This is a genomic window from Gordonia sp. 11cp (assembly GCF_057767225.1).
The window spans coordinates 4,652,464-4,675,731 of sequence record NZ_CM173437.1 but is presented as its reverse complement, the minus strand read 5'-3'; the positions used below and the strand labels follow the sequence as shown (position 1 = coordinate 4,675,731).

The window sequence follows — 23,268 nt, the reverse complement described above, 5'->3', positions numbered from 1 at the left end:
CTCACTCCGCGCTCGAGTCGGCGGACGTGCGCTGGACGGGGGCCCGATCCGGGTTCGCCTGTCGCGCCGAACCGCGGTTCGGCCGTGGTTGCTCGGCCGCCACGATGAGGTCCTCGACGCGGCAGGTCTCCGAGATCATCAGGTCGTAGAGGGCGTGCAGAAAATCCGGGGACAGGTCATGATCGACGGCGAACCGGTGGGCGTGCTCGTGCACAGCTCCGACGCGGTGCGGTTGCATCACGGCAATGGCGTATCGCCGTTTGAGTTGCGCGATGCGGGTACACACCTCGAGCCGGGCGCGCACGTCTTCGAGCAATCGATCGTCGATCCCGTCCAATTCCGTTCGCAGTGCTTCGAGTTCGCGTTCGCTGAGCTCGTTCTCACCCAGCACTCGCCCGTCGATGTTCGTCGATTGGTTCACGGCGCGACCACCTAGAAGTGTCCGAATGTGCGGCCCGCCGGCTTGAACCGCCCCGAAATGCGGCGCCGCCCCGTGGGTACTGCGCCTGGGTTCGCGTCGGCGAACCCCAACCCCGCCTCGGTCCATGGTCGCACCGACCGCGAGATCGCGAAGGCGTTGACGTCACCACCTGATCACGATTCACCAACGACCGATACGTCACCGCGGCGAGATCCGTTGCCGGGCACCGGTTCGATTGCGGCAAGTCCGGCCTTCCGGGCAGTGTGAACCGCCGAATCCTTTGCAGCACTCACTTTCCGGCGTGCCGCAGGTGCCCGTACAGGGCGGCGCGATAGCCGCGGGTGTAGCTCGGCTCCTCGTCATCGGGATGGGGCGGGCAGGCGAGCGTGGACGACGCGAGTTGTCGCGCCCAGGGCGCCGGGAGGGCATCGAGATCGGCAGCGGCATCGAGAAAACCCTGCTGGAACAGGTCCGGGTCGAGGTGCTCGTCGAGTTCGGCGTCGTAGATGGGAAACGATGTGGGCAACCGCGTGACGACGCCGTGTTCGGTCACGATATCGAGCTCGGGCAGGTCGGAGTCAGGATTCTTCAACGGACCGAACGCCTTTCGGCAAGCGTACGATACAGGGTTGCGCGACTGACCCCGAGCTCCTGCGCGATCTTCGGTACGGAGACCCCTCGCGCGCGCATCTGCTCGGCGCGCGCCACCTGGTCGGCGTCGAGCGCTCGCGGACGACCGATGGTCGACGTCGACCCGCGCAGCGTCCTCGGTGTCGAACGGTCCGACCGCGGTCCCGCGTCGTCGAGTTCGGCCAACGACGCCAAGACTGCGACGATCATCGCTCCGGCCGGGTCGGCGGTGTCGATGCCCTCGCGTAACGAGCGCAGTCCGATACGACGCCCGGTCATCTGGTTGGCGATCTCCATGACCTCGTGCACGGTGCGGCCCAGGCGATCGATACCGACCACCACCGTGATGTCTCCGGCACGTGCGTAGTCGAGAAGTGCGGCCATCCCGGGCCGGTGGCCGGAAGGTGCGGATCGGTCGCTCGCGTCGGTGTAGATGCGTGCGGGATCGACGCCGGCGTCGGTGAGTGCATCGATCTGCGGCGCGAGTGGGTGGGCGCCGGTTGTTTCGCGGGCATAGCCGAGGGCCATCCCCGACGGCTCTGTTGCATCTGCTGTCACCGGGGCAGCGTATCTCAAAAGTATCGAAATACTGCGCCACGGCGCGCTGCGTTTTCGAGACTGCATTTGCGGAGCGATTGCACACTCGGTGGTGAACGCCGGCTACGACTCTCAGAAGTCTCATATATGGTCTCGAAATAATCTGAGACTGCCGGCGAGGCGGGTGCAAGGCCGCGGCAGGCGGCGATCGTGCAGATCGCCCTTGCGTTCGGGACGGATGGCATCGTCAGGGACATATGACTAGCGCGCCGACACCATCTGTTCACAGGGGTTTCGTCCGCTTCCGCCGCGAACGGCCCGCACCGGCGCTACCGTCGCACCACCCGACGTCGACGGTGGAGGCAGGTTCATGGGACTCACACACTCCGACGGCCATGCGACCGGATCGCGGCTGATCGAGACGCCGGCCGGTCCGGTCGAGTGCATCGACGTCGGGACGGGACCGCCGCTGGTGTTCCTGCACGGGTCGCCGGGTGGCTGTGACCAGGGTGTTCTGATGACTCGTTTCCTCGCCGGGCCGCACCGTGTCATCGCGATCTCGCGTCCCGGTTACCTGGGCACGCCCCTCGGTCATGACACGCGCGCTCCGGCAGCGCAGGGTGAGCTGGCCGCGGCCACCCTGGATGCACTGGGGGTCGAGCGTTTCGCGCTGATGTGCTGGTCCGGTGGTGGACCCGCCGCGTACTCGCTGGCTGCCGCGGTGCCGGAGCGGGTCGCATCGATGGTCGCCGTCGCCGCGGTCAGCACTCGTTTCGACCCGCGGAGCAGCCTGCGCGGACGACTCGAACTATCCGAGGAGAAGCTCCTCTTCAGCCGTTTCGGTCAGTGGCTGGCGACCACGCTCGTGTCGAAGGCGCCGTCCACGGCCATCTCGACACTCCTGTCCGGTGAGGGTGACCTGTCGCGTGCGCAGATCAGGGCGCTCACCGCGGAGATCATCGCCGATGACGACCAGCGCACGCTGGCGATCGATCTGTTCGACACCGTGTCGGGGTCGCGAAAAGCGGGCTTCGACAACGACTTCGACCAATTCCGTGACCTCGACCTACCGCTCGCGGAGGTGAGCGCACCCGTCCTGGTGATACACGCCCGAACCGACGCCGACGTCCCGTTCGATCAGAGTGTCCACGCCGCGCAGACGCTGCAGGATGCTCGCCTCGAAGCCGTCGACGAAGGAACGCACCTGTCGTTGTGGCTCGGCTCGGACGCTCCAAGGCTGCAGTCGCTGGTCGTCGACCATCTGTCCGGGGTGTCGCGAACGTGACGCTCGACGTCAGAACAGCGTCGGCGGGAGAGCGCCTTCGAACTCGAGCAACCAGCGCTTGGTCGCCAGACCCTGACCGGTCGTGCCTCCCGAGTAGCCGCCGAGACCGTCACCCGCGATCACGCGATGGCAGGGGACGATCAGCGGTACCGGATTGATGCCCATGATGGTCCCGACGCCACGCGCGGAGACCCGTGTGCCGGTCATCGCCGCCAACTCCCCGTAGGTGACGGTGTCGCCGTGGGTCACCTCCCGATGCAGCGTCGTCAGGACTGCACGCGCGGCGTCCGACATCCCGTCGAGGTCGACAGGTAGATCGAAGACGGTGAGTTCGCCGGCGAAGTAGGCCCGGAGTTGTCGGATCGCTTCGGCGAGAACCGCATCGGTGGTGTCGATGTCGGTCGCTCTGTCGGTGTCGACCCGCCAGGCCACGCGCACGATGGCGGAGCCGTTGCTGTCGACGGCCACGGTGCCGACCGGCGTCGGCAGGAGAGCACGGCGTGGTGAGGGCATCGGTGCAGACTCGCGATCAGGGGTCGGGTGTCGCCACACTAGCGGAGGGCAACGACATCGAGCGGTGACGAGTACGTGGGCAGGCGGAATATCCGGGGCGGTCGTGGTGTTCCGCCCACCATGAGTGCTAATGCAGAGTTGAGTCCTGAAGGCTGGGTCCGCGAGCAGACCGAGAAGATCCTCGAGCAGGGCACCACCGACGGTGTGACAGTGATGGACCGCCCGATCGTCCTGTTCACGACCACCGGCGCCAAGTCGGGCAAGAAGCGCTACGTCCCGCTGATGCGCGTCGAAGAGAACGGCAAGTACCTGATGGTCGCCTCGAAGGGCGGCGCTCCCGAGCATCCGGCCTGGTACCACAACGTGAAAGCGAATCCTCAGGTCACCGCTCAGGACGGCACCGAGGTGAAGGAACTGACCGCTCGTGAGCTGAGTGACGGCGAGGAGCGTGACCACTGGTGGGAGCTCGCTGTCGCGGCCTACCCTCCCTACGCGGAGTACCAGACCAAGACCGACCGGCAGATCCCGGTATTCGTCCTCGAGTGAGAATCGCGCTGGACTGAGCGCGCTGAACCGATAGAGCCCCCGACGGTGGTCGGGGGCTCTACTCTGTCTCACGCAGTGTTCGGGAAGGAAGTGCCATGGGCCACGTCGTCGACTTCAAAGATGTCTCCACCGCGGGACTCGAGAGTTCACCCGTGTCGGAGGCGCTGGCCGGTCTGCGGGCCAACGAGGCCCGGTACTACAAGACGAAGTACGGGCACGACTTCACCGTCGTCCCGGCGTCGGATGCGCCCGACATCCTCGATCGGGTGACCACGATCCTGGCGAACGAGCGGGACATCACCATCAGCTCGCCCGCGCTCGAGGTCAGCGACTTCGAGGTGGGCCCGGACGACGCCAGGCTCCGTATGTCGTACGTGTTCTACGAGTCGGGCCTGGCCGTCAACGTCATGTACAGCATCGACCCGGCCGGGAAGCGGGCCGTCGGGTTCAAGCTCTCCGACGGTATGGACGTTCCGGCGGAGCTGGAGTCCAGGTTCAAGTTCGCAAGGCAGAAATCGAAGCTCGCCGGCGTCATCCGTGGGTCGTACTTCGTCGTCAAGAACGAGTACTGACCCTGACGGTCACTTGAAGCGGATGTTCATGGTCGCGAGACCGAAGATCTTGCGACCACCCGACTTCGCCACCACGATGACGACGCCCGTTCGGGTCTCCGGATCGAGCGACTTGATGCGACCGCTGTATTCGATCTCGCCGCCTTCGGCGCCCGAGACGACAGCGGGCTGGGACAGGCGGACCGCGTAGCGGGTGACGGCACCCGGGTCACCAGACCACGAGGACACGAAGGCGGCCCCGAGGCCCATGGTCAGCATGCCGTGCGCGATCACATCGGGCAGGCCCGCCAGCTTCGCGCTCGTCTCGTCCCAGTGGATGGGATTGGCGTCGCCCGCGACACCGCCGTAGTTCACGAGATCGCCGCGGGACAGCCGGATGGTGTGCGCCGGCAGCTCGTCGCCGACGCTCAATTCGTCGAAGTTGCGGGCTCCCGAGGTCCGGCCGGTGTCATCGGCGGCCCGGATGTCGCCGTCGGGACGAACCGTCTTCACGTATCGTTGCGCGGACTCGTCGTGGCTGAAGATGTTGACGTCGTGCATCATCACCTTGCGAACCGCGCTGCTCAACTCCGGGTCGACCTCGTCGGCGGTCACGCCGACGACCGTGGTGTGCATCGTGTGCACTCGCTCGCCCGCGGCGTCGGTCATGGTGTTGGTCACGGTGATCAGGTCTTTACCCGCGATCCGCCGAACACTGGTCAGCTCGACGTCGGTGGTCAGCTCGTCCCCGGCGACAATTGGACGGTGCTGCTCGAAGACCTGCTCGGTCTGCACGTAGGTGTCATATCCGACGATGACCTTCTCGAAGAGCTCCCGGTTCGCCGCCATGGCCGGGATGGAGGTGAAGGTCAACGGTGTGACGAGTCCCGGATAACCCAGTGCCGCAGCGGCTTCGGGCTCCCAATGGGCGCCGTGATAGTCCTGGACCGCGCGTGCGTACTCGCGAACCTTCTCTCGCCCGACCTGGTACGAGCCGTCGAGGACGTAGTAATGACCCACGCGGGATTCGATCCCGGCGGGATCATCGGTCGTGGCGGTGGTCGTCGGAGTGTGCGTCACCCCGAACAGGCTAACGGTGTGTGCATTCGTGTCCAACTCCGGAGTAACTTCGGTGTGCTGTCGTCAGCGCCGGAGTCCTTTCCCGTGCGCGTACTCGGCGGGACGCCCGGAGGTCTGCCAGTCGTGCCAGTTCTCCCGGTGGCGGCACATCCACTTCTCGTGCAGCCGGCGAAATCGGGGTGACAGTCGACGGATTGTCTCGACGACGATCACGGCGGGCAGGCGGAGCACGATGACCAGCACCCCCGGAACCGGACTCGGCATCCGATAACGCAACCGCGTCGTGGGCAGCATGTAGATGCTCGAATAGGCCGCGTACATCGCCGCGTTGTACCGGCCGCGAAGTCGCTCCAGGCCGGTCGCTCCGCTCTTCGCGAACGCCGCGGGGAACGACTCGATGAGCTCGGCGCCGTCGTCCCCGGCGTCGTAGCTGCGGGTCGAGGTGACGAACGCCAGCAATCGCAGTGAGTCGGCGATGGTCTCGGGGTACCACTGGGTGCGTACACCCAGCAGGTGGCCGAGGTAGCGCTGGTAGTGCAGCAGGACCCGGATCTCACGGGGCGTCGTCTGTACTCCGGTCAGCCACAGGGCCATTGCCGGAACCACGCTGCCGCCGAGCAGGGTCAGCAACTGATACGACTGGCTGATCGGGTCGCCCCAGCGATGCCGATCCCATTCCGGGTGGTCGGCGACCGTGCGACGAACCCACACGTGCATGACGCGCACCCGCATGGCCGTCGCGCGACCCTGCGACCCCGGCGTGAGCAACGCCCCGGGTTGCGAGACGTCGATCCAGAAGCGCGAGGTCTCCAGGAACCTGCGCAACGCGTTGTCTCCCGCGTAACCGCCGGCCAGTGAGAGCGGCTTCGCCACAGCGGCTTCGGTGTACATCTCCAAGGTGATCCCGCCGGCGACACTGAACAGGCCGGTACCCCACCGACGCCAGATGGCCTCGCCCTCGGCGATCAGCTCGGGGTCGACCCAGTCGGGCACGGCCTCGAACTCCTCGAACAACTCGACCAGCGCCGGCGGGGGATCGTCGATGCTGTCGAGGCCGTCGGTGAGTGCTTGGTCGAGGAGCGCTCGGGCCGCGTCGCCGCCGATCGTGCCGTAGACCTCGTCGACGAACCGTTCGGCGACCGGATCGGTGCGGAACATGTCTGCGGCGAAGGTGCGCAGGTTCTCCTGCTCCGGGAAGAGGTCCTTCCCGGTGGCGCGGCGGACCAGCGCCCGGGCGCGTCGGAGGCGCCGGTTCGCCATCGCGGACTCATAGCCGACCGCGGTGGGAAACGCGGGGCCGTCGGACGACAGCGAAATGGACACGTGAACTCCAAACAGGTGAGACGGATCTTCATATGTGTATCACTCGGTTGCGGCCTCGTGCACAGGCGGTCGTGGACGTTGACTTCAAGCGGACATGAAGTTGCACCGTGGGTGGACATACCGACCGACTCGAGGAGACACCGATGCGCCGCGTTCTCACCGACCTGTGGGAAACCATCAGCGACAGTCCGTTTCCCGGACTGACCACACATGCCTACCTGTGGACGTCGAACCGGAACGTCCTTTTCTACTCGGTTGCCTCCGACGCCGAGTTCGACGACTTCGAGCGGCTCGGAGGAATCGATCACCAATACCTGTCGCATCAGGACGAGGCCGGGCCGCAGCTGGGCGCGATCTCCGAACGCTTCGGGGCGACGCTGCACGCGCCGGCCGCCGAAGCGGACCGGATCGGCGGCCACGCTCGGATCGGGGTTGCCGTCGCGGACCGGCACATCGACGACAACGGGGTCGAGGTGATCCCGACACCCGGCCATTCCCCGGGGAGCACGAGCTACCTCGCGACAGGCGCCGACGGCGACCGGTACCTGTTCACCGGGGACACTCTCTACCGCAACGCCTCGGGGCGATGGACCGCCGGTTACCTACCGGGTATCAGCGACGCGGACCAGCTCGCGGCGAGTCTGGAACTCCTGGGAACGCTCGATCCGGACGTCGTCATCTCCAGTGCCTATGCGGGTGACTCCGCCGTTCACCGGGTCGACGCGTCGACGTGGAGCGCGGATGTCGCGGAGGCCGCCCTCGGTGTGCGGGCGGCCGTCGACCGGCAGGCCTAGTCGAACAGACGTCGGAACAGGTTGGTCTCGGCGAGGTCGACCAGTTCGTCGCCACGTCCCGACAGCACGGTTCGCAGGGCGTACAGCGTGAACCCCTTCGCCTGGGCGGCGGTGATCGCCGGCGGAATGGACAGCTCCTGCCGGGCGGTGACGACGTCGAGCAGGGCCGGACCGTCGTGGGCGAGGAACTCGTCGACCGCGTCGGCGAGATCGTCGGGCTGCTCGACCCGGCGGCCTCGGATGCCGACCGACTCCGCCAGCGCGGCGAAGTCCGGGTTCTCCAGATCGGTTCCGTAATTGACGAATCCGGCGGCCTTCATCTCGACCTCGACGAAGTTCAGGGACGAGTTGTCGAAGACGACGATCTTCACCGGCAGCCGGTTCTGCGTGATGGTGAGCAGCTCGCCGAGCAGCATCGCCAGCCCGCCGTCGCCGGCGAGCGCGATGACCTGGCGGTCGGGAAAGGCGGTCTGCGCACCGATGGCCTGGGACACCGCGTTGGCCATCGAGCCGTGGGTGAACGAACCGATCAGGCGGCGGGCACCGTTCATCGCGAGGTAGCGAGCCGCCCAGACCACCGGTGAACCGACGTCGGGGATGAACACTGCGTCGTCGCCGGCCTTCTCGCTGATCAGGCGGGCCAGGTACTGCGGGTGGATCGGTGCCCGGTTGCGGTCGTTGTCGGCGAGGTCGTCGAGGCGGCGCCGCGCCGTGGCGTAATGGGCCAGCGAGGTCGACAGGTGTTCGGAGTCGCGGCCGGTGGTGATCGACGGCAGAAGCGCTCGGACGGTGTCGCCGACGTCACCGACGAGTGGCAGGTCGACGGGACAGCGTCGGCCGATCTGCTCACCGCGGATGTCGACCTGGATGATCGTCGCCTTGGAGGGATAGAACTGTTCGTACGGGAAGTCGGTGCCGAGCATGAGCAGGGTGTCGCACTTCTCGATCGCGCGATACCCCGACGAGAAGCCCAGCAGCCCGGTCATTCCCACGTCGTAGGGGTTGTCGTACTCGATGAACTCCTTGCCGCGCAGCGCATGCACGATGGGGGCCTGCAGGACCCGCGCCAGCTCGACGACCTCGTCGTGGGAGTCCTTCACCCCGGCGCCGGCGAGAATGGTCACCCGCTCGGCGGCATTGAGAGTGGCAGCGGCACGCGCGATCTCGCCGTCGGTGGGACGTGTGACGCGCGGGATGTGGCGGATGGGGGCGCCTGCTCGACGCTTCGGGCACGGCGCGAGGAAGGTCTCACCCGGGATGACGAGCACCGCGACGTCCTGCTTCTCGACGGCGGTGCGCAGCGCGATGTCGAGCAGGCGTGGCATCTGCTCGGGAGTGCTGACCATCTCGCAGAAGGCACTGCATTCCCGGAACAGCTGCTCGGGGTGCGTTTCCTGGAAGTAGCCGGTGCCGATCTCGGTCGCGGGGATGTGCGCGGCGATCGCGAGGACCGGAACACGACTGCGGTGTGCGTCGAACAGTCCGTTGATCAGATGTAGATTGCCGGGCCCGCAACTTCCCACGCACACCGCGAGTTCACCGGTGAGGGCGGCTTCGGCGGACGCGGCGAAGGCCGCCGACTCCTCGTGCCGACATGCCGCCACGAGATGGTGTCGTTCCTGCGCAGGGCATCGGTGAAACCGTTGAGCGAATCGCCTGGTAGCCCGTGGACGCGCCGCACTCCCGCACGGTCGAGCTCCTCGACGATCCTCTCCGCGACTGTGGTCGACATGGCGATCCGTTCGGTCGGGGTCGGTGTGACCCGACTATAGACGCGAGTCGGGTACCGCCGGCGGCCATGGAGTTCGGCTCACTCTGATCCTCTTGGGCGTCATCCGGCTCGTGGCGGTGTGAGAATCGACGCATGCCTCGACGCGGTGAACCCTCCGTAAGCTCGGATTCCTGACCATCGGACGCTTCGACGGCGACAACCCTCGCCCCGGCCACCTCGAAACGCTGCGGATGATCGAGCTCGCCGAACAACTCGGCTTCGACAGCGTGTGGGTGCGCAACCGCCACTTCCAGTACGGCATCTCCTCACCCGTCGCAGTGCTGGCGGCCGCCGCGGTGCGGACCAGCCGCATCGAGCTGGGCACCGCGGTGATCCCACTCGGTATGGAGAACCCGCTGCGCCTGGCCGAGGATCTGGCGACCGTCGACATCCTCAGCGACGGACGTCTCAATCCAGGTGTGTCCGTGGGCGTCCCGATGCGCTACGACGACTACAAGACTGCGATGTATCCCGAAACCCATGCGCTGGAGAACTTCTCGAAGGACCGGGTGGTGCGGCTGCTGGACGGCCTGCGCGGTGAACCGGTCAGCGACTTCGAGGGGACCGTCGGGATCGAGACCTTCTCGCGGCGAGTGCAACCGCACTCACCCGGCCTGGCCGATCGGGTCTGGTACGGAGGCGGACTCAGCTCGGCGATCTGGGCGGGCCGGCAGGGGATCAACTACCTGACCTCCTCGGTGGTGACCATCGAGGGAACACGGTCGCGAGACTTCGCCACCATTCAGGCCGAACACATCGACGCCTACCGCGCCAATCACATCGATCCCGACCGTGCGCGGGTCTCCCAGGGACTGGTGGTCATCCCCACGGACTCGGCAACCCCGAGCCAGGTCCGGAAATACCGGGCCTATGCCGACAGCCGATACGAGCGCACGCTCACCCCGCAGGGTCCGCGTGGCCTGCTGTTCTCGCCGGACCACGTCGGGCCGTCCGACGAGCTCGCCGAGAAGCTCTATGATCACGCGGGATTCCAACGCGCCACGGAGGTGGCCTTCGCGTTGCCGTTCTCCTTCGATGAACCCGATTACCTGCAGATCGTGGGTGATCTCGCCGGACGGCTCGGGCCGGCACTCGGCTGGGCGCCGGCCGGGGGCGATGTGTAGCGAAAGTGCGTGCTATACACCGTCTTTTGCTACGAAATCCCGGTGGCCGGCGTCGCGGGTGCCACCGGCTGGCGCAACAGCGTCCGGAGTCTGTCCGGCGCGACCCGGCGGAAGTCGCTGAAATAGATCTCGTGGTGATGGCCCCGCATGGTCAAACCGTTGTCGGGTATGAACCGATCGTGCATCTCTGCCAGCACCGGGCCCTCGTCGTCGAACGAACCGTGGTGAAGCGTCTGGACGCACAGTCCCTCGTCCAGGGATGCGATGCGGAGGTCGTCGAGGCGCGGCGGTGGTTTCTTCGAGCCGACCCGCAGGACGGCGGCGTCGAGCAGTCCGTCGTCGATCCAGTCCGGGATCATCAGCATGAGAGTCCAACTCCAGCGGCCCTTGTCGCGAGCACCGGTGAAAGCGCTCATGTCCTCGGCCCACCAGAGACCCTCGAGCGGGGGGACGACGTAGTCGCGGCCCAGCTCGCCTCGGCTCGCGAACTTCAGCGCGTACGCGACCGGGTACAGCGTCTCGATGGTCGCCGCGAACTGCGGCGTGGTGTTCGGGTCTCCCGACCCGTCGATCATGAGGTAGCTCATCACGGGTACCTCGAGAACACGTATCCGGCCCCGGTGGGCCTTGTACGCGTCGAATGTCTTCTTGAAATCGACCTTCTCGGGCACGCCGACGACCCTATCCGGGAATGCGCCGCCGCTCATAGGTTCGGAGGGCGAGGAAGTACGAGGCCCCGCCGATGGCAACACTCCAGGCGAGTGCCGCGATCACGCTCCCGGCAGGGACAGAGGCGTCGGTGAGGGTACCGCGCAGGACCTCGATGACGGGCGTGAAGGGCTGATACTCCGCGAACTGCCTCAGCCCGGCGGGCAGCGACTCGGCCGGGACGAAACCCGTGCTGAGAAAAGGCAGGATCGTGAGGAACATCGGTGTGTTGCTGGCCGTCTCCACGCTTTTCGCCGCCAGTCCGAAATAGACCGACAGCCAGATCAATGCGATCGCGAACACGCTGGTCACTCCGAACGCGCCCAGCCAGTCGAGAGGGCCGGCCGTTGGTCGGAACCCGATCGCGACCGCGACGGCGAGGACGACGACGATGCTGAACAGTGCCTGGAGCAGGCTGGCCACCACGTGACCGGTCAGGACCGCGGAGCGGGCGATGGCCATCGTGCGGAATCGGTTGATGATTCCCGCGGTCATGTCCATCGCCACGACGATGGCGGTGCCCTGCACCGCTGACGCGACGGTGACCAGCACGATCCCGGGCACCACGTAGTCGAGGTAGGCGGCCCGCCCGCTGTCACCGGATTGCGTGGTCATTCCGGCGCCGAGCTGCCCGCCGAACACGAAGACGAAGAGCAGCAGGAAAACGACCGGGATTCCGACCAGCATCACGGTGAGTGCCGGGAACCGGAGGAGCCGACGAACGTTGCGGCGGATCATGACCCGCGAATCCGACACTGTGTGGGCCAGGGCCGTCATGATCCCGCTCCGGACTGATCCGGGTCGGGGACCTCGGGAGCCGGGTTGCCCGTGAGGGCGAAGAACACGTCGTCGAGTGTCGGTGCATGGACGCTCACGTCGGCGACCGGGACCCCTGCGGCCTCGAGCCGGTTCAGAGTGGTCCGGATCGTGGCGACGGTGTCGTCTGTCGCGATGTCGAGGCGCCGTGAGTCGGTGACGCGACGCGCATCCGGGAGGAGCGAGGCCGCCGCGTCGAACGAGTCGCGGTCGGCGAACGTCAGGCGCACCTCGGAGGCGTGAACCCGGCTCTTCAACTCCGCAGCTGTTCCCTCGGCCACGATGTGTCCGTGGTCGAGGACGGCGATGCGGTCGGCGAGGTGGTCGGCCTCCTCGAGGTACTGCGTGGTGAGGAAGATCGTGACGCCGTCGGCGGCGAGCCGGGAGATGGTCTCCCACAGCATCCGACGACTCCTGGGGTCGAGTCCTGTGGTCGGTTCGTCGAGGAAGATGACGCGCGGGATCGCCACGAGCGTCATCGCGAGATCGAGCCGCCGGCGCATTCCGCCGGAGTACGTCGACACCGGGCGGTCGGCGGCCTCCACGAGGTCGAACTGTTCGATCAACTCCTGCGTTCGTGCCCGCCCGCTGCGCCGGCCCAGCCGGCGAAGGTCGGCGATGAGAGCGAGGTTGTCTCGCCCGCTGAACAGATCGTCGACGGCGACCGACTGGCCGGTGACGCCGATGATCGCTCTGACCGACCGGGTCTGCGCGACCGTGTCGTAGCCGCCGATGGTCACCGTTCCCGAGTCGGCGGGGAACAGGGTCGAGGCGATGCCGACGGTCGTCGTCTTCCCGGAACCGTTGGGGCCCAGGAGCGCGGTCACGCCGCCCGCGGGTACGTGCAGATCGATGCCGTCGAGAACACGGTGCTCGCCATAGCTTTTCGTGAGTCCGCTGATCTCGATGTCGGCGGCGGCGGTCAACCGATCGGGTCCGTCGTCGTGCCGCGTGCGTCGATCATCGATCGTCGGCGTCGAGTCGTGCGGCGACGTCGGCGGGGAATCCGCCGGTGGCGACCGGGCCCCAACTCGTCGGCGTGATGCGGATCAGCGACTTGCCCTGGGTCCGCATCGCCGCGCGGTACTCGTCCCAATCCGGATGCTCACCGGAGATGCTGCGGAAGTAGTCGACGAGTGCGTCTTCGGCCTCGGGCATGTCGAGCACCTCGGCGTCGCCGTCGACCTGGACCCAGGCGCCGTTGAAGTCGTCGGAGAGCACCACGACGGTGGCGACAGGAGTGTGCCGGAGGTTCGCGGCCTTGGCCCGACCGGGGTAGGTCGAGATGACGATGCGACCCTGTTCGTCGACCCCGCCGGTGACCGGCGACATCTGCGGACTGCCGCTGGATCGGACGGTGCTGAGGATCATGTGGTGACGCGGCCGGATGAACTCGAGCAGTCCGGCACGGTCGACGACATCGGCTTTCGCGACTGTTCTGGCCATGCCGCCGACTTTACGCGGGGACCGGTGTCGGAGTGGGCCCCGTTCCGATTCGGGTGAGGTGCCGGACTCAGTCGGGTAGTGCGGCGACGAGGCCCGCCTGGACCGCGTAGACCGGGGCCATGGACTTGCCGTCGACGGTGACGGCATCGTCGGTGTTGATCACGATGATGATCGTCGTGTCCGACTCGTAGTCGTGGAACAGCGAGGTGTTGTATCCCGGGAAATCGCCGTCGTGGCCCCACCATCCGTCGCGGTTCCCGATACCGATGCCATATCCGGAGGTGGCGGTGTTGGGCGCCGGCGAGGTGAGAATCGAATCCCGGCGGAGCTGCTGAGTCGCCGGATCCAGGACACCCTGTCCGGTGAACAGCGCTTCGCCCCAGGTCTGCAGGTCGTCGATCGTCGATATCACGGCGCCCGCGGTGGAGGCGAAGGATGGATTCCAGCGAGTGGAATCGACCGTCTTACCGTCGGATTGACCCTGGTCGGTCAGTCCGTTCAGGTGTGGATCGGGGATCTCGACGGACCCGCCGGGCCATGAGGACTCGTCCATTCCGAGCGGCGTGAAGATCCGGTCGGCGAAGATCTCGCCGATGGGTTCGGCGAGCACCTTCTCGATGACCAGACCCAGCAGGACGTAGTTCGTGTTCGAGTACTGCCAGCCCTGCCCCGGCGGGAAGCTCGGTGGCAGCGCCTTCGCGGTGTCCACGAGTTCGGTGGGGCTCCACACGCTTTCGGGATCGGCGAAGAACCTGCGGTCGAAGGCCTCGGAGGCGGTGTACGACGGTATGCCGCTGGTCATGTCGGCGACCTGCCGCAGCGTCGCGGTGCCGTTGGGTGCGTCCGGGACATACTTCTCGATCGGATCGTCGAGGGAGACCCGGCCCTCCTGCACGAGTTGGAGCAGGAGCGTCGCGGTCATCGTCTTGGTGAGTGAACCGATCCGCGTATGGTCCGCGGGTTCGATGGGCTCGTTCCCGCCGGCCGCCCGCACACCCGATGTCCCCGTCCAGGTTCCGGCCGGCGAGATGACCCGGGCGATGACGCCGGGGAGGTCGCCGGCGGCGCGCGTGTCGTCGATCGCCTTCTGGAATGCCGCAGCGGTGTCGGCGGGCACCGAGGTCGTCTGTCCCGAACCGGACGCCGGTGCCGACGATCCCGTACCCGACGCCGTCTCCGAGGGCGAGCACGCGACGAGGCCGAGTGCGGCCACCGCACCGAGCGTCGTCATACGGAGGAGGACGGTGGCGCGCAGAGGCTTTCGGCTCATCCGCTCACTGTAGCGGCAGACCGGCGCGGCGAGGTGGATTGAGACAAAAGCCGCAGAGGTTCCGGCGAGGAGTCACATGCGGTGTGCCAGCACCGGCGGGACGGGGTAGATGTCGATGGCCGTGGCGAGTTTGGCCGCGACCGCCCGCTCCCGCGCGACCGCGTCGAAGCCGTGTCCGTCCGGTCGGTCCGGTACAGACGTACCGGAATCCACGACGGTCCAGTCCGAGCCGGCCTCGATCAGGGACCGGTGTTTGGTGGAGTAGTACCCCGGCATCGCCACGACCGCGACCCCGGGATCGCCCGCGGCCGCGGCCATGAGATGCGGGTGGAACCGGGTACTGATCCACGTGTTTCGATGCCCGGCGGGCAACCCGCCACTCCACACGTCGCGGAAGTTGAGGACGGTGGCGCCGGCCAGGCGCGGACCGAGGAGGTAGGGAACCTCGTTGTCGTGCCCCGGGATTCCTTCGACGACGGTGACCGCCGATCCGGGCACGTCCCAGGCGTCGAGGGTCGCGTGCACGAAATCGGCCAGGGCCTCGACGCCGGTCGCCCGTGGCCCGACGAAACGCTCGGTGAGATCGGATTGGAGGCAGAGCACGACACCCCGTTCGGCCGGCGGGTCGGTGCGGTACAGCGGAGGTCGGGGCCGGTGCAGAGCCAGCCATGCATCGTCACCGGAATGCCGTGCCGCGACGGCGCCGTCGAGTACGTCTACCGACGCGGTGTCGCGCACGTCCACGATGTCGAATGCGGCGAACGCCTCGGTCAGCGCGGCCCGAGCCCGGCCCTGCAGTGCGGGAACGAGTCCCTGACCGGTCGCGGCGAGTCGGGCGCCGGATCGCCGGGCCACTGCGGCGGCGGCGACGAACAACGAAACGTGGTGCGGCCACACGGTGTTGAGGTAACCGCCACCGAGTAGGTGAATGGTGGTCGCCGAGTGCAGGAGGTCGATACCCGCGGTCACGCGCGGCGCGAGACCGGAGTCGAGCGCAGCGGACGACACCCATTCCCAGGGGTCCTGCTGTTCGGCGTCCGCCGCGTAGGTGGTCAACTGCCACAGCGTGTCGACGACGAGCATGTTCGGATGTGCGTCGTGCAGCAGCGTCGTGGCCGTACCGGGGCTGTGGCAGTCCAGCACGACCGTGGCGTTCGGGCGCACCCGAGCCAGATGTCGCAGCCACGTCCGGGCGATGAGTTCGTCGCCGTAGTTCGGATGACCGGCCGGGGCCACCAGATAGATCACCTCGCCGGTGCCCATCGCGCGGCCGAGCCGGGAATCGGCGGTGCGGTGCCGGACCGAGGTGCCGATGCGGTCGGCGAGGATGCCCGCGGTCCGGAACAGCGGACGGTCGGTTGCCGGTCGTCTCGTCACGGTCCCCAACGTTACGGCGTGCCCGGGCATCGGCCGCCGCCGGACGGTGTGCCGGGGGGCCCGCGAGAGCTACCCGAACGTGCCCTCGAGGTAGGCGAGTGCGGCCTTGGTGTCGGCGATGGGGCCGCGGTATCCGATGTGACCGTCGGGCCGGATGACGAACACCGTCGAACCGTCTGGGAGGTAGCCGTCGGCGAACCGGCCGTCGGTGTCGCGGAGCAGCGGTAGATCGGTGCTGCCGACCTGTGCCGTCGCGGCCGCGATCACATGGATGTCGATGTGGCCGTGCGCCTTCGCGGAGATCTCGCCGGCGAGGGATTCGAGAACCGCGACGTCCCCGGTCCCGGCGGTGGCGTCCGCGTACAGGATGAGCGAGTGGTCGACGCCGTCCAGCACGCCGAACAGGCGCACCGGGTGATTGACCGATTCGCGGCTGAGGCCCGTCGCGTCCGGCGCGCGCTCGCCTGCCCGTGGCGCGGCCGGGGCGGTGGGCACCGTCGACCCCGCGACGGCGGGACTGTCGGCGTAGGAGATCAGCAGTTGGGCCTCCCGCCGCATGATGAAGTCCATGTCGGTGGAACCGGCGCCGATGCCCTCGCGAGCGTCTCGGACGGTGCGTCCCACCACCTCCTCGCCGACGGGCCGGCGCTCGAGGTCGTAGCTGTCGAGGAGCGCGTCGGAGGCGACCCCGGTGACGGCGAGCGCGAGTTTCCAGGCGAGGTTGTGCGCATCCTGCACGCCGGTGTTCATGCCCTGCGCACCGGTCGGCGGATGGATGTGGGCGGCGTCGCCCGCGACGAACACACGTCCGCGGCCGTAGGAATCGACGATCCGATGACTGATCCGGAACACCGACGACCATCGCAGGTGGGAGACCGTTGCGGGTTCGGGCGCGAGCCTGTCGACCACGGCCTGGATGTGGGACAACTCCGGCGCGCGGGTGCCCTCGAAGCCGTGGGCCACACCGTCTCCGCCGGTCGTCGGTGCGACCGCCAGCTCGTCGGGGACCAGCATGGACATCCGGTAGCGGCCGCGGCCGGGCAGCGGGATGCACACCAGTTGGTCGTCGGTGGTGCCGTCCGCGGTCTGGTGCATCGACCGGATGGCGTAGCCGCGGGGCATCGACCAGTCCACCACGACGTCGCCGAGCATGTACTGCTCGGTGAAGGCGCCGCCTTCGAAGCTCAGCCCCAGTCCCTTGCGCACGACGCTGTGCGCACCGTCGGCGCCGATGAGATAGCCCGCCCGGACGGTCGTTTCCCCGGCCTGACCCGTGAGGGTGACGGTCACGCCGTCCGCGTCCTGCTCGAATGCCGAGACCGCCGTACCCCGATCGATCTCGGTGCCCAGATCGGAGAGCCGCTCACGCAGGATTCGCTCGGTCGCGTACTGGGGGAGCAGGTGGAAACGGTAGGGAACATCGGGCGGTGTCGTGAGGTCGACCCGTGAGACCTGACTTCCGTTGACGTAGACGAGCTGACCGCGCATCTCCAGGCCGGCGTCGAGCACCGGTCCGACGACGCCCATGCTCTCGAACACCTCGAGCGTCCGGGGCTGGATGCCGACAGCTTTGGCGTACTGCGGAGGTTCGAGGAGCGGATCGACGATGCGGACACGGATTCCGCGCCTGCGTAGTTCGACGGCGGCGGTCAGGCCGATGGGTCCGGCACCGGCGATCAGGACATCTGCTTCGGTCATGGAATCCTCCTGTGGTCGGCCGGTCGCCGATGCTCAGGAGATTATCGGCCGATCGCGCCGACGGGGTGACAAGTCGGAGAAAGCGGACGCCGAACAGTCGTCGCCGAGCGGCCGACTACCGCGGGATGGCGGCGGGACCGATCGCCCGTGCGCCCAATCGCACGACCCTGGCCCGCAGTTCGCGGTCGGCGGTGACCACGATCCGCTCCCGGTGCGGGCTCGAGTCGGCGACGACCTCGACGATCGTGTCGTCGCCCACGGCGGGTGCCTCGACGACCCGGACGTGTTCGCTCGCCTCGACTCCGCGAGCCCGGCCCTCGACGACGAGCACCACCTCGAGCGGTCCCGGCAGTCCCGCGAGGCCACCGACGGCGACGGCCTCGAGTCGCGTCCGCAGTCGTTCGGCGGCACCGCGGCGATCGCGCCACCACCCGTCGGGCACCGAACCGACGACGTTGGCGCCGTCGACGACCAGGAGGGGCCGGGCATCGTCCGCGCTGTGGGACCGGAGTCCGGACGGATCAGTCATGCCGACCATCAGCGCACACAGTGCGCGCCGGGGCAAGTGGGCCGTGATCGCCCGCCCGGGTCGTCCCGTCAGATGTCGCCGTGGCAGAAGCGGTTCGACGGGTCGAGGGCGGCTTTGATCTCGTCAAGACGTCGTCGGTGGTCCGAGCTGTACGCGTCGTCGGCGCGGGCCACCCGTTCGGTACCCGAGGTGAAGTTGAGATAGGCGGCGCCGGTGACGTACGGCGCCAGCTCGGTGCGGGTCACGCGCAGCGTCGACTCGACCGCCAGCGCCACCTGGGGGTCGGGCACCGCCGCGACGAGTTCGAGGAGGAACCGTCCCGTCCGGGCCCGGTCGTTGGGCGCGTGCTCCGCGCCGCGGGCGATCGCTCCGCCGGCGTGGCGGATCTCGCCGATCACGATCAGCGGTGCCGATGCCGGGGCGGGCCGGACCCTCGCGGCGACGATGTCGACGGCGACGTCCGGGAGGTCGTCGAACCATTCGGTGGTGACCATCACCGGCATCGGTTCGGTCGGATCCATGCTGACGGCGTCGATCGCGGCGAACGGCAGCACATCCCACATGTCGACGACGGGCGTGCGCCAGTCGCGCCATTCGTCGACGACCGCGCGTCCGGCGTCGAGATCGCCTGACCAGCATCCGCGCACGACGGCGAAGCTCCGGCCGCGTAGCGGTTCCGGGACGTCGTCGGTGGGCGGGAGGTTGAGGATGGCGACCGCCGAGGTCAGCGCGTCCGACTGCGCGGGTGCCCAGTCCCGGAATCTGCGGATGATCTCCTCGGCGTCGGCGGCAGGGTAGAAGAGGTTGCCCGCGTAGACGGTCGACACCTCGACGAGCGAGATCTCCATCGACGTCACGACGCCGAGGCCGCCCGCGCCGGCGCCCTTCAACGCCCAGAAGATGTGCGGGAAGCTTGTGTCGGTGACTCGGATCGGCGTGCCGTCGGGGGTGACCAGGTCGAACGAGAGCACGTGGTCGGACGCCAGGCCGAAGCGCCGACCGAGCCAGCCGAAGCCGCCGCCCAGGGTGTAGCCGATCGCGCCGACACCACTCGCCGAGCCCATCAGCGGCGCCAGTCCGTATGGCGTGGCGGCGTCGACAACCGTCCGCCAGGTGGCGCCCGCACCCACGCGCGCGGTCCGGGTGACCGGGTCGACGCTGACCGACGCGAGGCGGGAGGTGTTGATCAGCAACCCGCCGTCGGCCGGCCTGCCGGTGCCGTGCCCGGTCGCCTGCACGGCGACGCGCAGGTCCTCCTCGACGGCGAAGCGGACCGCCTCCACGACATCGAAGTGGTTGGCGGGAACGGCGATCACGGCGGGACGATGCACGTCGAGCCGGCTGAAACCCGACCGTGCGTCGACGTAGCCCGCGTCGCCGGGACCGTAGACGTCACCCGCGATCCGGTCGCGGAGTTGCGCGAGCACCGAGGTGCGGGTTCGGACGGTGAGGCGTTCGGTGTTCTCGGGCGGGGAGGAGGCGGGTGTTGCGGTCATCGGCAGGTCCTCGGTTGCGGCCGGAGCGGTCCGGCAGGATTCGTCGGTCTCCGGTCGGCGCCGGATTCCCGACAAGGGTCGCCGAAGGTCCTTGGATGCGACTTGAGACGGACTTGGTGCGCTCAGGCGGGAGAGGTGAGTCCCCAGGTCGTCGCCAGTGCGTCGATCCTCCGGACCAGCCCGTCCGCCTCCTGTGCGAGTGCGGTGTCGCGCGCGGCGGACAGGGTCGCGCCCACCACCGAGGCCGGGCGACCGTTGGCGTATTCGTACCGGGCGCGGACGACCAGACGGTGTGCGTCGGCATAGCGTTCGCCCGTGCGGTCGGCGAAGTCCGCGGCCCGGTCGAGGCGCGTCGCGGCGTCGGTGAGTTTGCCCGCGACCACCAGGACCTCGGCGTGCAGGCCCAGCCAGTAGCCCTCACCCGTGCGCGGGTGGTCCTCCATGCCGATGTCGTCGGCCCCGAGCCGGTCGATGTGCTCGAGTGCTTCGTCGAGGTCGCCGGTCATCGCCCGCGCCCACCAGTACATCCGTTCGCCGCCACGACGGAGGTAGGCGAGCGCGGCGGCGCCGTCGGACATGATGGCCGGACCGGCATCCAGAACCCACTCTGCGTCGCCGAGCATGGACGCCGCGCCGACCGCGAAGATGGCCATGCCGAACTGCGACCGGGGATCGGGATGGGCGTCGGCCATCGTCGCGAACAGCGCCCGGCCGGCATCGGAGCCGAGGTGCACCGTCGCCGCCCAGCCACGGAAACCGCGGGCCATCGCGAGCTGATCGTCGCGCAGGCCTTCGACATCGACGTCGATCGGCGCGTAGGTCTCCAGGATGCGATGCGCCGCACCGAAGTTCCCGCGGTGGAAGTCGTCGATACCGGCGGCGTGCATGCCCAGGTGGGTGACGACCGGGTCGTCGGATCGTTCGGCGCGCCGACGCAGGTCCTGCGCGAGGCGGTGACCGGTCTCGGTGTCCGCGATCTGGATGTGGGCCGCGCAGCGTGCGTAGTCGAGGGTCGCGAGCAGGCGGGTGTCGCCCAGTGTCGATGCCAGCGTCCGGGCGCGCTCCTGCAGGACGGGGTCGGCGGCGAAGTAGCCGTGCGCCGCGACCTCGCCGGCCAGCTGGGTGGTGATCGCGACGAGTTCCGCCTGCTGGTCGCCGGTCGAGCGGGCGAGCGTCGCCGCATCTCCGAGATGTCTGCGTGCGCCGTCGAAGTCGTAGGTGCGCAAGGCGATGTCACCCGCGGTGAGCAGTGCGGTGGTGGTGCGTTCCCGATCGGCCAGCGGTCCGGCGGACCACAGGTGCCGGGCGACTCTCGTCACCGCATGCGGCGAGGAGTTGCCGGCGAGGGCGTCGGCGATCGCGAGGTGCAGCCGTCGCGCGCGCATCGCGGCGATGCCGTCCGCGATCGCCTCCCGGATGATGTCGTGGCTGAACCCGAAACCGAACGGATCATCCGGTCCGAGGTCGATGACCCCCGCACCGCCCGCGGGCTCGAGCAGGTCGAGTGCCTCGTCCACCGGGCGGTTCGCGGCGGTCGCCAGGAGGACGAGGTCCACGCGGGTTCCGATGAGCGACGCCAGCTCGAGGAGTTCGGTCGTCTCCGGCGACAATCCGACCAGTCGCTGGCGGACCACATCGCGGACACCGGACGGGACCGCGGTGCCGGCGATGGACCCGCGATCGGCCAGGATCCGGGCCAGCTCCCTGACGAAGAAGGCGTTGCCGCCGGTTCGTCGCTCGATCGACGACACGGTGGCGACCTCCGGCCACTGCCGGGTCTCGCGCCGGATGAGTTCGGAGATGTCGTCGCCGCTGAGCGGTCCGACGTGCAGGCGCCGGTGTTCCGGGAGACGGGCCAGCGTCGCCAGCGTGGTGGCGACGACGGGTCGTGCCGACGGCGAACGCAGCGAGGCGAAGAACGTCACGCCGGTGGTCCGTCGTGCGGCCATGTGCGCGAACAGTTCCAGCGACGCACCGTCGGCCCACTGGAGGTCGTCGAGCACGATGATCAGCTTCGCCGTCGCGGCCACTCCGTCGAGGAGATCGGCGGCCTGGTCGTAGAACTGGAATCGGGCGGCCGCATCGGGCATCTGCCGGGGCGGCGGGATCACGTTGACGCCCTCTGTCACCATCCGGCCGAGCGAGCTGTCGAGGAGACGTTCCCGATCGGCGGGATCGAGCCGGGGCAGCACCGCACCGAGGATCTGCACCCATGGCCACATCGACGGCGCGGCCGGGTCGTCGACGCAGCGTCCCCACAGGACCAGCAGATCGGCGGCACCCGCGGCTCGGCGGCCGGCTTCGTCGATCAGCGCGGTCTTTCCCGCGCCCGGCTCACCCTCGACCACGACGACGCCCCCGTGCCCCGACATCGAAGCGAGCACTGCGCGATGCAGGGCGGCGAGTTCCTCGGTCCGGCCCACGACCGACGGCGTCTCGTCGGGTTCGAGGGTGTCGACTCCGTGGCCGGGAACGGTGTCCGCCGGGGTCGTCGGGCCGGGGTCGGCGACGGTCGACGCGATGGTCGCGGTGTCCGGGCGGGGCGCCGTCGGCACGTCGAGATGCGGAGCGTGATCGAGGATGTCGCTCTCGAGCGTCCGGAGCCGCGGTCCCGGGTCGACGCCGATCTCGTCGGCCAGGATTCGACGGGCGGTGGCGATCGCACCGAGGGCGTCGGACTGGCGACCGAGACGGTAGAGCGCCGTGGCGAACAGCACCCACAGTCCCTCGTCGAGAGGCGAACGCGCGACCTCGCTCTCCAGTTCGGTGACGAGCAGACGGTGGTCGCCGTCGGCCATCCGGGCCTCGAAGGACATCTCCCGAGCGGCCTGCACCATGCGGTCGAGGTGTCCGGCGGCCTCGTCCCGGAACGCCAGGCCCTCGAACTCCGGCAGCAGGGGGCGATAGTCGTCGAGCACCTGTGCCAGGAGTGGTGCGGCCCCCGCCGCGTCGCCCCGCTGCATCAGGGTGCGTGCGGAGCCGAGCCGCGCGGTCAGCCGACGCGCGTCGACCTGCTCGGCGGTCGTGGGGAGGCTGTATCCGGTTCCGTGGGTGAGCAGGACCGTGGAGGGAGTCCGTGGCTTCCGGTGTGGTTCGAGGGCCTTGCGTAGACCCGAGATGTAGGACTGGAGTGACACTTCCGCCCGCTCGGGGGGTGAATCGCCCCAGATGCCCTCGATCAGACTGTCGGCGCGCACCGGCGCGCCCTCGGCGAGGATCAGCTGGGCGAGCGTCGCCCGCTGCTTGCGCGTGCCGAGTTCGACGGGGTCGGAACCGATCTGAGCCCCGAGGCCGCCCAGGATCGTGTAGGAGAGTTCGGGCATCAGCGTGAGTCTAGGTGGTGACCGCAGCCG

20 protein-coding genes and 2 pseudogenes are annotated in these 23,268 nt (G+C 68.4%); 5 read left to right on the top strand and 17 right to left on the bottom strand.

Translation table 11 applies throughout. The features are described 5' to 3' along the window. Position 1: 1 nt before the first annotated feature. From AC3B6C_RS21025 to AC3B6C_RS21015, 3 genes are all read right to left on the bottom strand, one after another. The gene (locus AC3B6C_RS21025) at positions 2–421 is read right to left on the bottom strand and encodes a chorismate mutase family protein (RefSeq protein ID WP_055475370.1); all 420 of its coding nucleotides are present in this window, start codon (positions 419–421) and stop codon (positions 2–4) included. 289 nt (positions 422–710) lie between these two features. Then, complete coding sequence (locus AC3B6C_RS21020) at positions 711–1,013, bottom strand: hypothetical protein (protein WP_010843775.1); 303 nt, start codon at positions 1,011–1,013, stop codon at positions 711–713. Beyond that, complete coding sequence (locus AC3B6C_RS21015) at positions 1,010–1,579, bottom strand: recombinase family protein (RefSeq protein WP_488376335.1); 570 nt, start codon at positions 1,577–1,579, stop codon at positions 1,010–1,012. Before AC3B6C_RS21015 ends, AC3B6C_RS21020 begins: the two co-directional genes overlap by 4 nt. A gap of 379 nt (positions 1,580–1,958) precedes the next feature. Between AC3B6C_RS21015 and AC3B6C_RS21010 the strand changes: the two genes are divergently transcribed. After that, positions 1,959–2,873: an alpha/beta fold hydrolase gene (locus AC3B6C_RS21010; protein ID WP_488374008.1), complete on the top strand. Its 915-nt coding sequence runs from the start codon at positions 1,959–1,961 to the stop codon at positions 2,871–2,873. 9 nt (positions 2,874–2,882) lie between these two features. On the opposite strand, the gene AC3B6C_RS21005 is transcribed toward AC3B6C_RS21010, so the two are convergent. Further along, positions 2,883–3,386, bottom strand: a complete 504-nt coding sequence (locus AC3B6C_RS21005) for a methylated-DNA--[protein]-cysteine S-methyltransferase (protein ID WP_488374007.1) — start codon at positions 3,384–3,386, stop codon at positions 2,883–2,885. Positions 3,387–3,506: 120 nt separating this feature from the next. Here AC3B6C_RS21005 and AC3B6C_RS21000 point away from each other — a divergent pair, with 120 nt between their 5' ends. Beyond that, the gene (locus AC3B6C_RS21000) at positions 3,507–3,932 is read left to right on the top strand and encodes a nitroreductase family deazaflavin-dependent oxidoreductase (RefSeq protein ID WP_035717879.1); all 426 of its coding nucleotides are present in this window, start codon (positions 3,507–3,509) and stop codon (positions 3,930–3,932) included. A gap of 95 nt (positions 3,933–4,027) precedes the next feature. Then, a complete protein-coding gene (locus AC3B6C_RS20995; protein WP_488374006.1) occupies positions 4,028–4,504 on the top strand; it encodes a phage tail protein in 477 nt (158 codons plus the stop codon). A gap of 9 nt (positions 4,505–4,513) precedes the next feature. Here the strand turns inward: AC3B6C_RS20995 and AC3B6C_RS20990 are convergent, their stop codons facing one another. Together AC3B6C_RS20990 and AC3B6C_RS20985 are read right to left on the bottom strand one after the other, a co-directional pair. Further along, positions 4,514–5,563 carry a fused (3R)-hydroxyacyl-ACP dehydratase subunits HadA/HadB gene (locus tag AC3B6C_RS20990; protein WP_488374005.1) on the bottom strand — a complete coding sequence of 350 codons (1,050 nt, stop codon included), beginning with the start codon at positions 5,561–5,563 and terminating at the stop codon, positions 4,514–4,516. 63 nt (positions 5,564–5,626) lie between these two features. Then, positions 5,627–6,886, bottom strand: a complete 1,260-nt coding sequence (locus AC3B6C_RS20985) for an oxygenase MpaB family protein (RefSeq protein ID WP_488374004.1) — start codon at positions 6,884–6,886, stop codon at positions 5,627–5,629. Between the two features lie 143 nt (positions 6,887–7,029). On the opposite strand from AC3B6C_RS20985, the gene AC3B6C_RS20980 reads away from it, so the two are divergent. Then, a complete protein-coding gene (locus tag AC3B6C_RS20980; RefSeq protein WP_010843783.1) occupies positions 7,030–7,680 on the top strand; it encodes an MBL fold metallo-hydrolase in 651 nt (216 codons plus the stop codon). On the opposite strand, the pseudogene poxB reads toward AC3B6C_RS20980, so the two are convergent. Beyond that, positions 7,677–9,412, bottom strand: a pseudogene (poxB, locus tag AC3B6C_RS20975) (ubiquinone-dependent pyruvate dehydrogenase). The gene AC3B6C_RS20980 and the pseudogene poxB sit on opposite strands and share 4 nt — an antisense overlap. A 132-nt stretch (positions 9,413–9,544) precedes the next feature. Here poxB and AC3B6C_RS20970 point away from each other — a divergent pair. Then, positions 9,545–10,575 (top strand): annotated as a pseudogene (locus AC3B6C_RS20970) (LLM class flavin-dependent oxidoreductase). A 29-nt stretch (positions 10,576–10,604) separates the two neighbouring features. On the opposite strand, the gene AC3B6C_RS20965 reads toward AC3B6C_RS20970, so the two are convergent. The 10 genes from AC3B6C_RS20965 to AC3B6C_RS20920 all read right to left on the bottom strand — a co-directional run bounded on the left by AC3B6C_RS20965 (position 10,605) and on the right by AC3B6C_RS20920 (position 23,238). Beyond that, a complete protein-coding gene (locus AC3B6C_RS20965) occupies positions 10,605–11,246 on the bottom strand; it encodes a GyrI-like domain-containing protein (RefSeq protein WP_488374003.1) in 642 nt (213 codons plus the stop codon). Between the two features lie 10 nt (positions 11,247–11,256). Then, positions 11,257–12,060, bottom strand: a complete 804-nt coding sequence (locus AC3B6C_RS20960) for an ABC transporter permease (protein ID WP_488374002.1) — start codon at positions 12,058–12,060, stop codon at positions 11,257–11,259. Continuing rightward, entirely contained in the window at positions 12,057–13,025 is a 969-nt protein-coding gene (locus tag AC3B6C_RS20955) for an ATP-binding cassette domain-containing protein (RefSeq protein WP_488374001.1), read from the bottom strand. The genes AC3B6C_RS20960 and AC3B6C_RS20955 overlap by 4 nt, the downstream gene beginning before the upstream one ends. 34 nt (positions 13,026–13,059) lie before the next feature. After that, positions 13,060–13,545, bottom strand: a complete 486-nt coding sequence (locus tag AC3B6C_RS20950; RefSeq protein WP_014927002.1) for a PPOX class F420-dependent oxidoreductase — start codon at positions 13,543–13,545, stop codon at positions 13,060–13,062. A gap of 67 nt (positions 13,546–13,612) precedes the next feature. Continuing rightward, positions 13,613–14,815: a serine hydrolase domain-containing protein gene (locus AC3B6C_RS20945; protein ID WP_488374000.1), complete on the bottom strand. Its 1,203-nt coding sequence runs from the start codon at positions 14,813–14,815 to the stop codon at positions 13,613–13,615. 72 nt (positions 14,816–14,887) lie between these two features. Continuing rightward, positions 14,888–16,192, bottom strand: a complete 1,305-nt coding sequence (locus tag AC3B6C_RS20940; RefSeq protein ID WP_488373999.1) for a polysaccharide pyruvyl transferase family protein — start codon at positions 16,190–16,192, stop codon at positions 14,888–14,890. Between the two features lie 69 nt (positions 16,193–16,261). After that, complete coding sequence (locus AC3B6C_RS20935; protein ID WP_488373998.1) at positions 16,262–17,890, bottom strand: FAD-dependent monooxygenase; 1,629 nt, start codon at positions 17,888–17,890, stop codon at positions 16,262–16,264. A gap of 115 nt (positions 17,891–18,005) precedes the next feature. Continuing rightward, on the bottom strand, positions 18,006–18,419 hold the full coding sequence (locus tag AC3B6C_RS20930; protein WP_488373997.1) for a hypothetical protein: 414 nt from the start codon (positions 18,417–18,419) through the stop codon (positions 18,006–18,008). Between the two features lie 68 nt (positions 18,420–18,487). Further along, the gene (locus AC3B6C_RS20925) at positions 18,488–19,915 is read right to left on the bottom strand and encodes an FAD-binding oxidoreductase (protein WP_035717889.1); all 1,428 of its coding nucleotides are present in this window, start codon (positions 19,913–19,915) and stop codon (positions 18,488–18,490) included. Between the two features lie 122 nt (positions 19,916–20,037). Continuing rightward, complete coding sequence (locus tag AC3B6C_RS20920) at positions 20,038–23,238, bottom strand: ATP-binding protein (RefSeq protein WP_488373996.1); 3,201 nt, start codon at positions 23,236–23,238, stop codon at positions 20,038–20,040. Positions 23,239–23,268 lie beyond the last annotated feature (30 nt).

Excerpts from the sequence above, each read along its gene's own strand:
- AC3B6C_RS20945 (WP_488374000.1), bottom strand. The coding sequence starts at position 14,815 with ATGAGCCGAAAGCCTCTGCGCGCCACCGTCCTCCTCCGTATGACGACG.
- AC3B6C_RS21015 (WP_488376335.1), bottom strand. The coding sequence starts at position 1,579 with ATGGCCCTCGGCTATGCCCGCGAAACAACCGGCGCCCACCCACTCGCG.
- AC3B6C_RS20930 (WP_488373997.1), bottom strand. The coding sequence starts at position 18,419 with ATGACTGATCCGTCCGGACTCCGGTCCCACAGCGCGGACGATGCCCGG.
- AC3B6C_RS20980 (WP_010843783.1), top strand. The coding sequence starts at position 7,030 with ATGCGCCGCGTTCTCACCGACCTGTGGGAAACCATCAGCGACAGTCCG.
- AC3B6C_RS20925 (WP_035717889.1), bottom strand. The coding sequence starts at position 19,915 with ATGACCGCAACACCCGCCTCCTCCCCGCCCGAGAACACCGAACGCCTC.
- AC3B6C_RS20935 (WP_488373998.1), bottom strand. The coding sequence starts at position 17,890 with ATGACCGAAGCAGATGTCCTGATCGCCGGTGCCGGACCCATCGGCCTG.
- AC3B6C_RS20995 (WP_488374006.1), top strand. The coding sequence starts at position 4,028 with ATGGGCCACGTCGTCGACTTCAAAGATGTCTCCACCGCGGGACTCGAG.
- AC3B6C_RS20920 (WP_488373996.1), bottom strand. The coding sequence starts at position 23,238 with ATGCCCGAACTCTCCTACACGATCCTGGGCGGCCTCGGGGCTCAGATC.
- AC3B6C_RS20950 (WP_014927002.1), bottom strand. The coding sequence starts at position 13,545 with ATGGCCAGAACAGTCGCGAAAGCCGATGTCGTCGACCGTGCCGGACTG.
- AC3B6C_RS21010 (WP_488374008.1), top strand. The coding sequence starts at position 1,959 with ATGGGACTCACACACTCCGACGGCCATGCGACCGGATCGCGGCTGATC.
- AC3B6C_RS20960 (WP_488374002.1), bottom strand. The coding sequence starts at position 12,060 with ATGACGGCCCTGGCCCACACAGTGTCGGATTCGCGGGTCATGATCCGC.
- AC3B6C_RS21000 (WP_035717879.1), top strand. The coding sequence starts at position 3,507 with ATGAGTGCTAATGCAGAGTTGAGTCCTGAAGGCTGGGTCCGCGAGCAG.
- AC3B6C_RS21005 (WP_488374007.1), bottom strand. The coding sequence starts at position 3,386 with ATGCCCTCACCACGCCGTGCTCTCCTGCCGACGCCGGTCGGCACCGTG.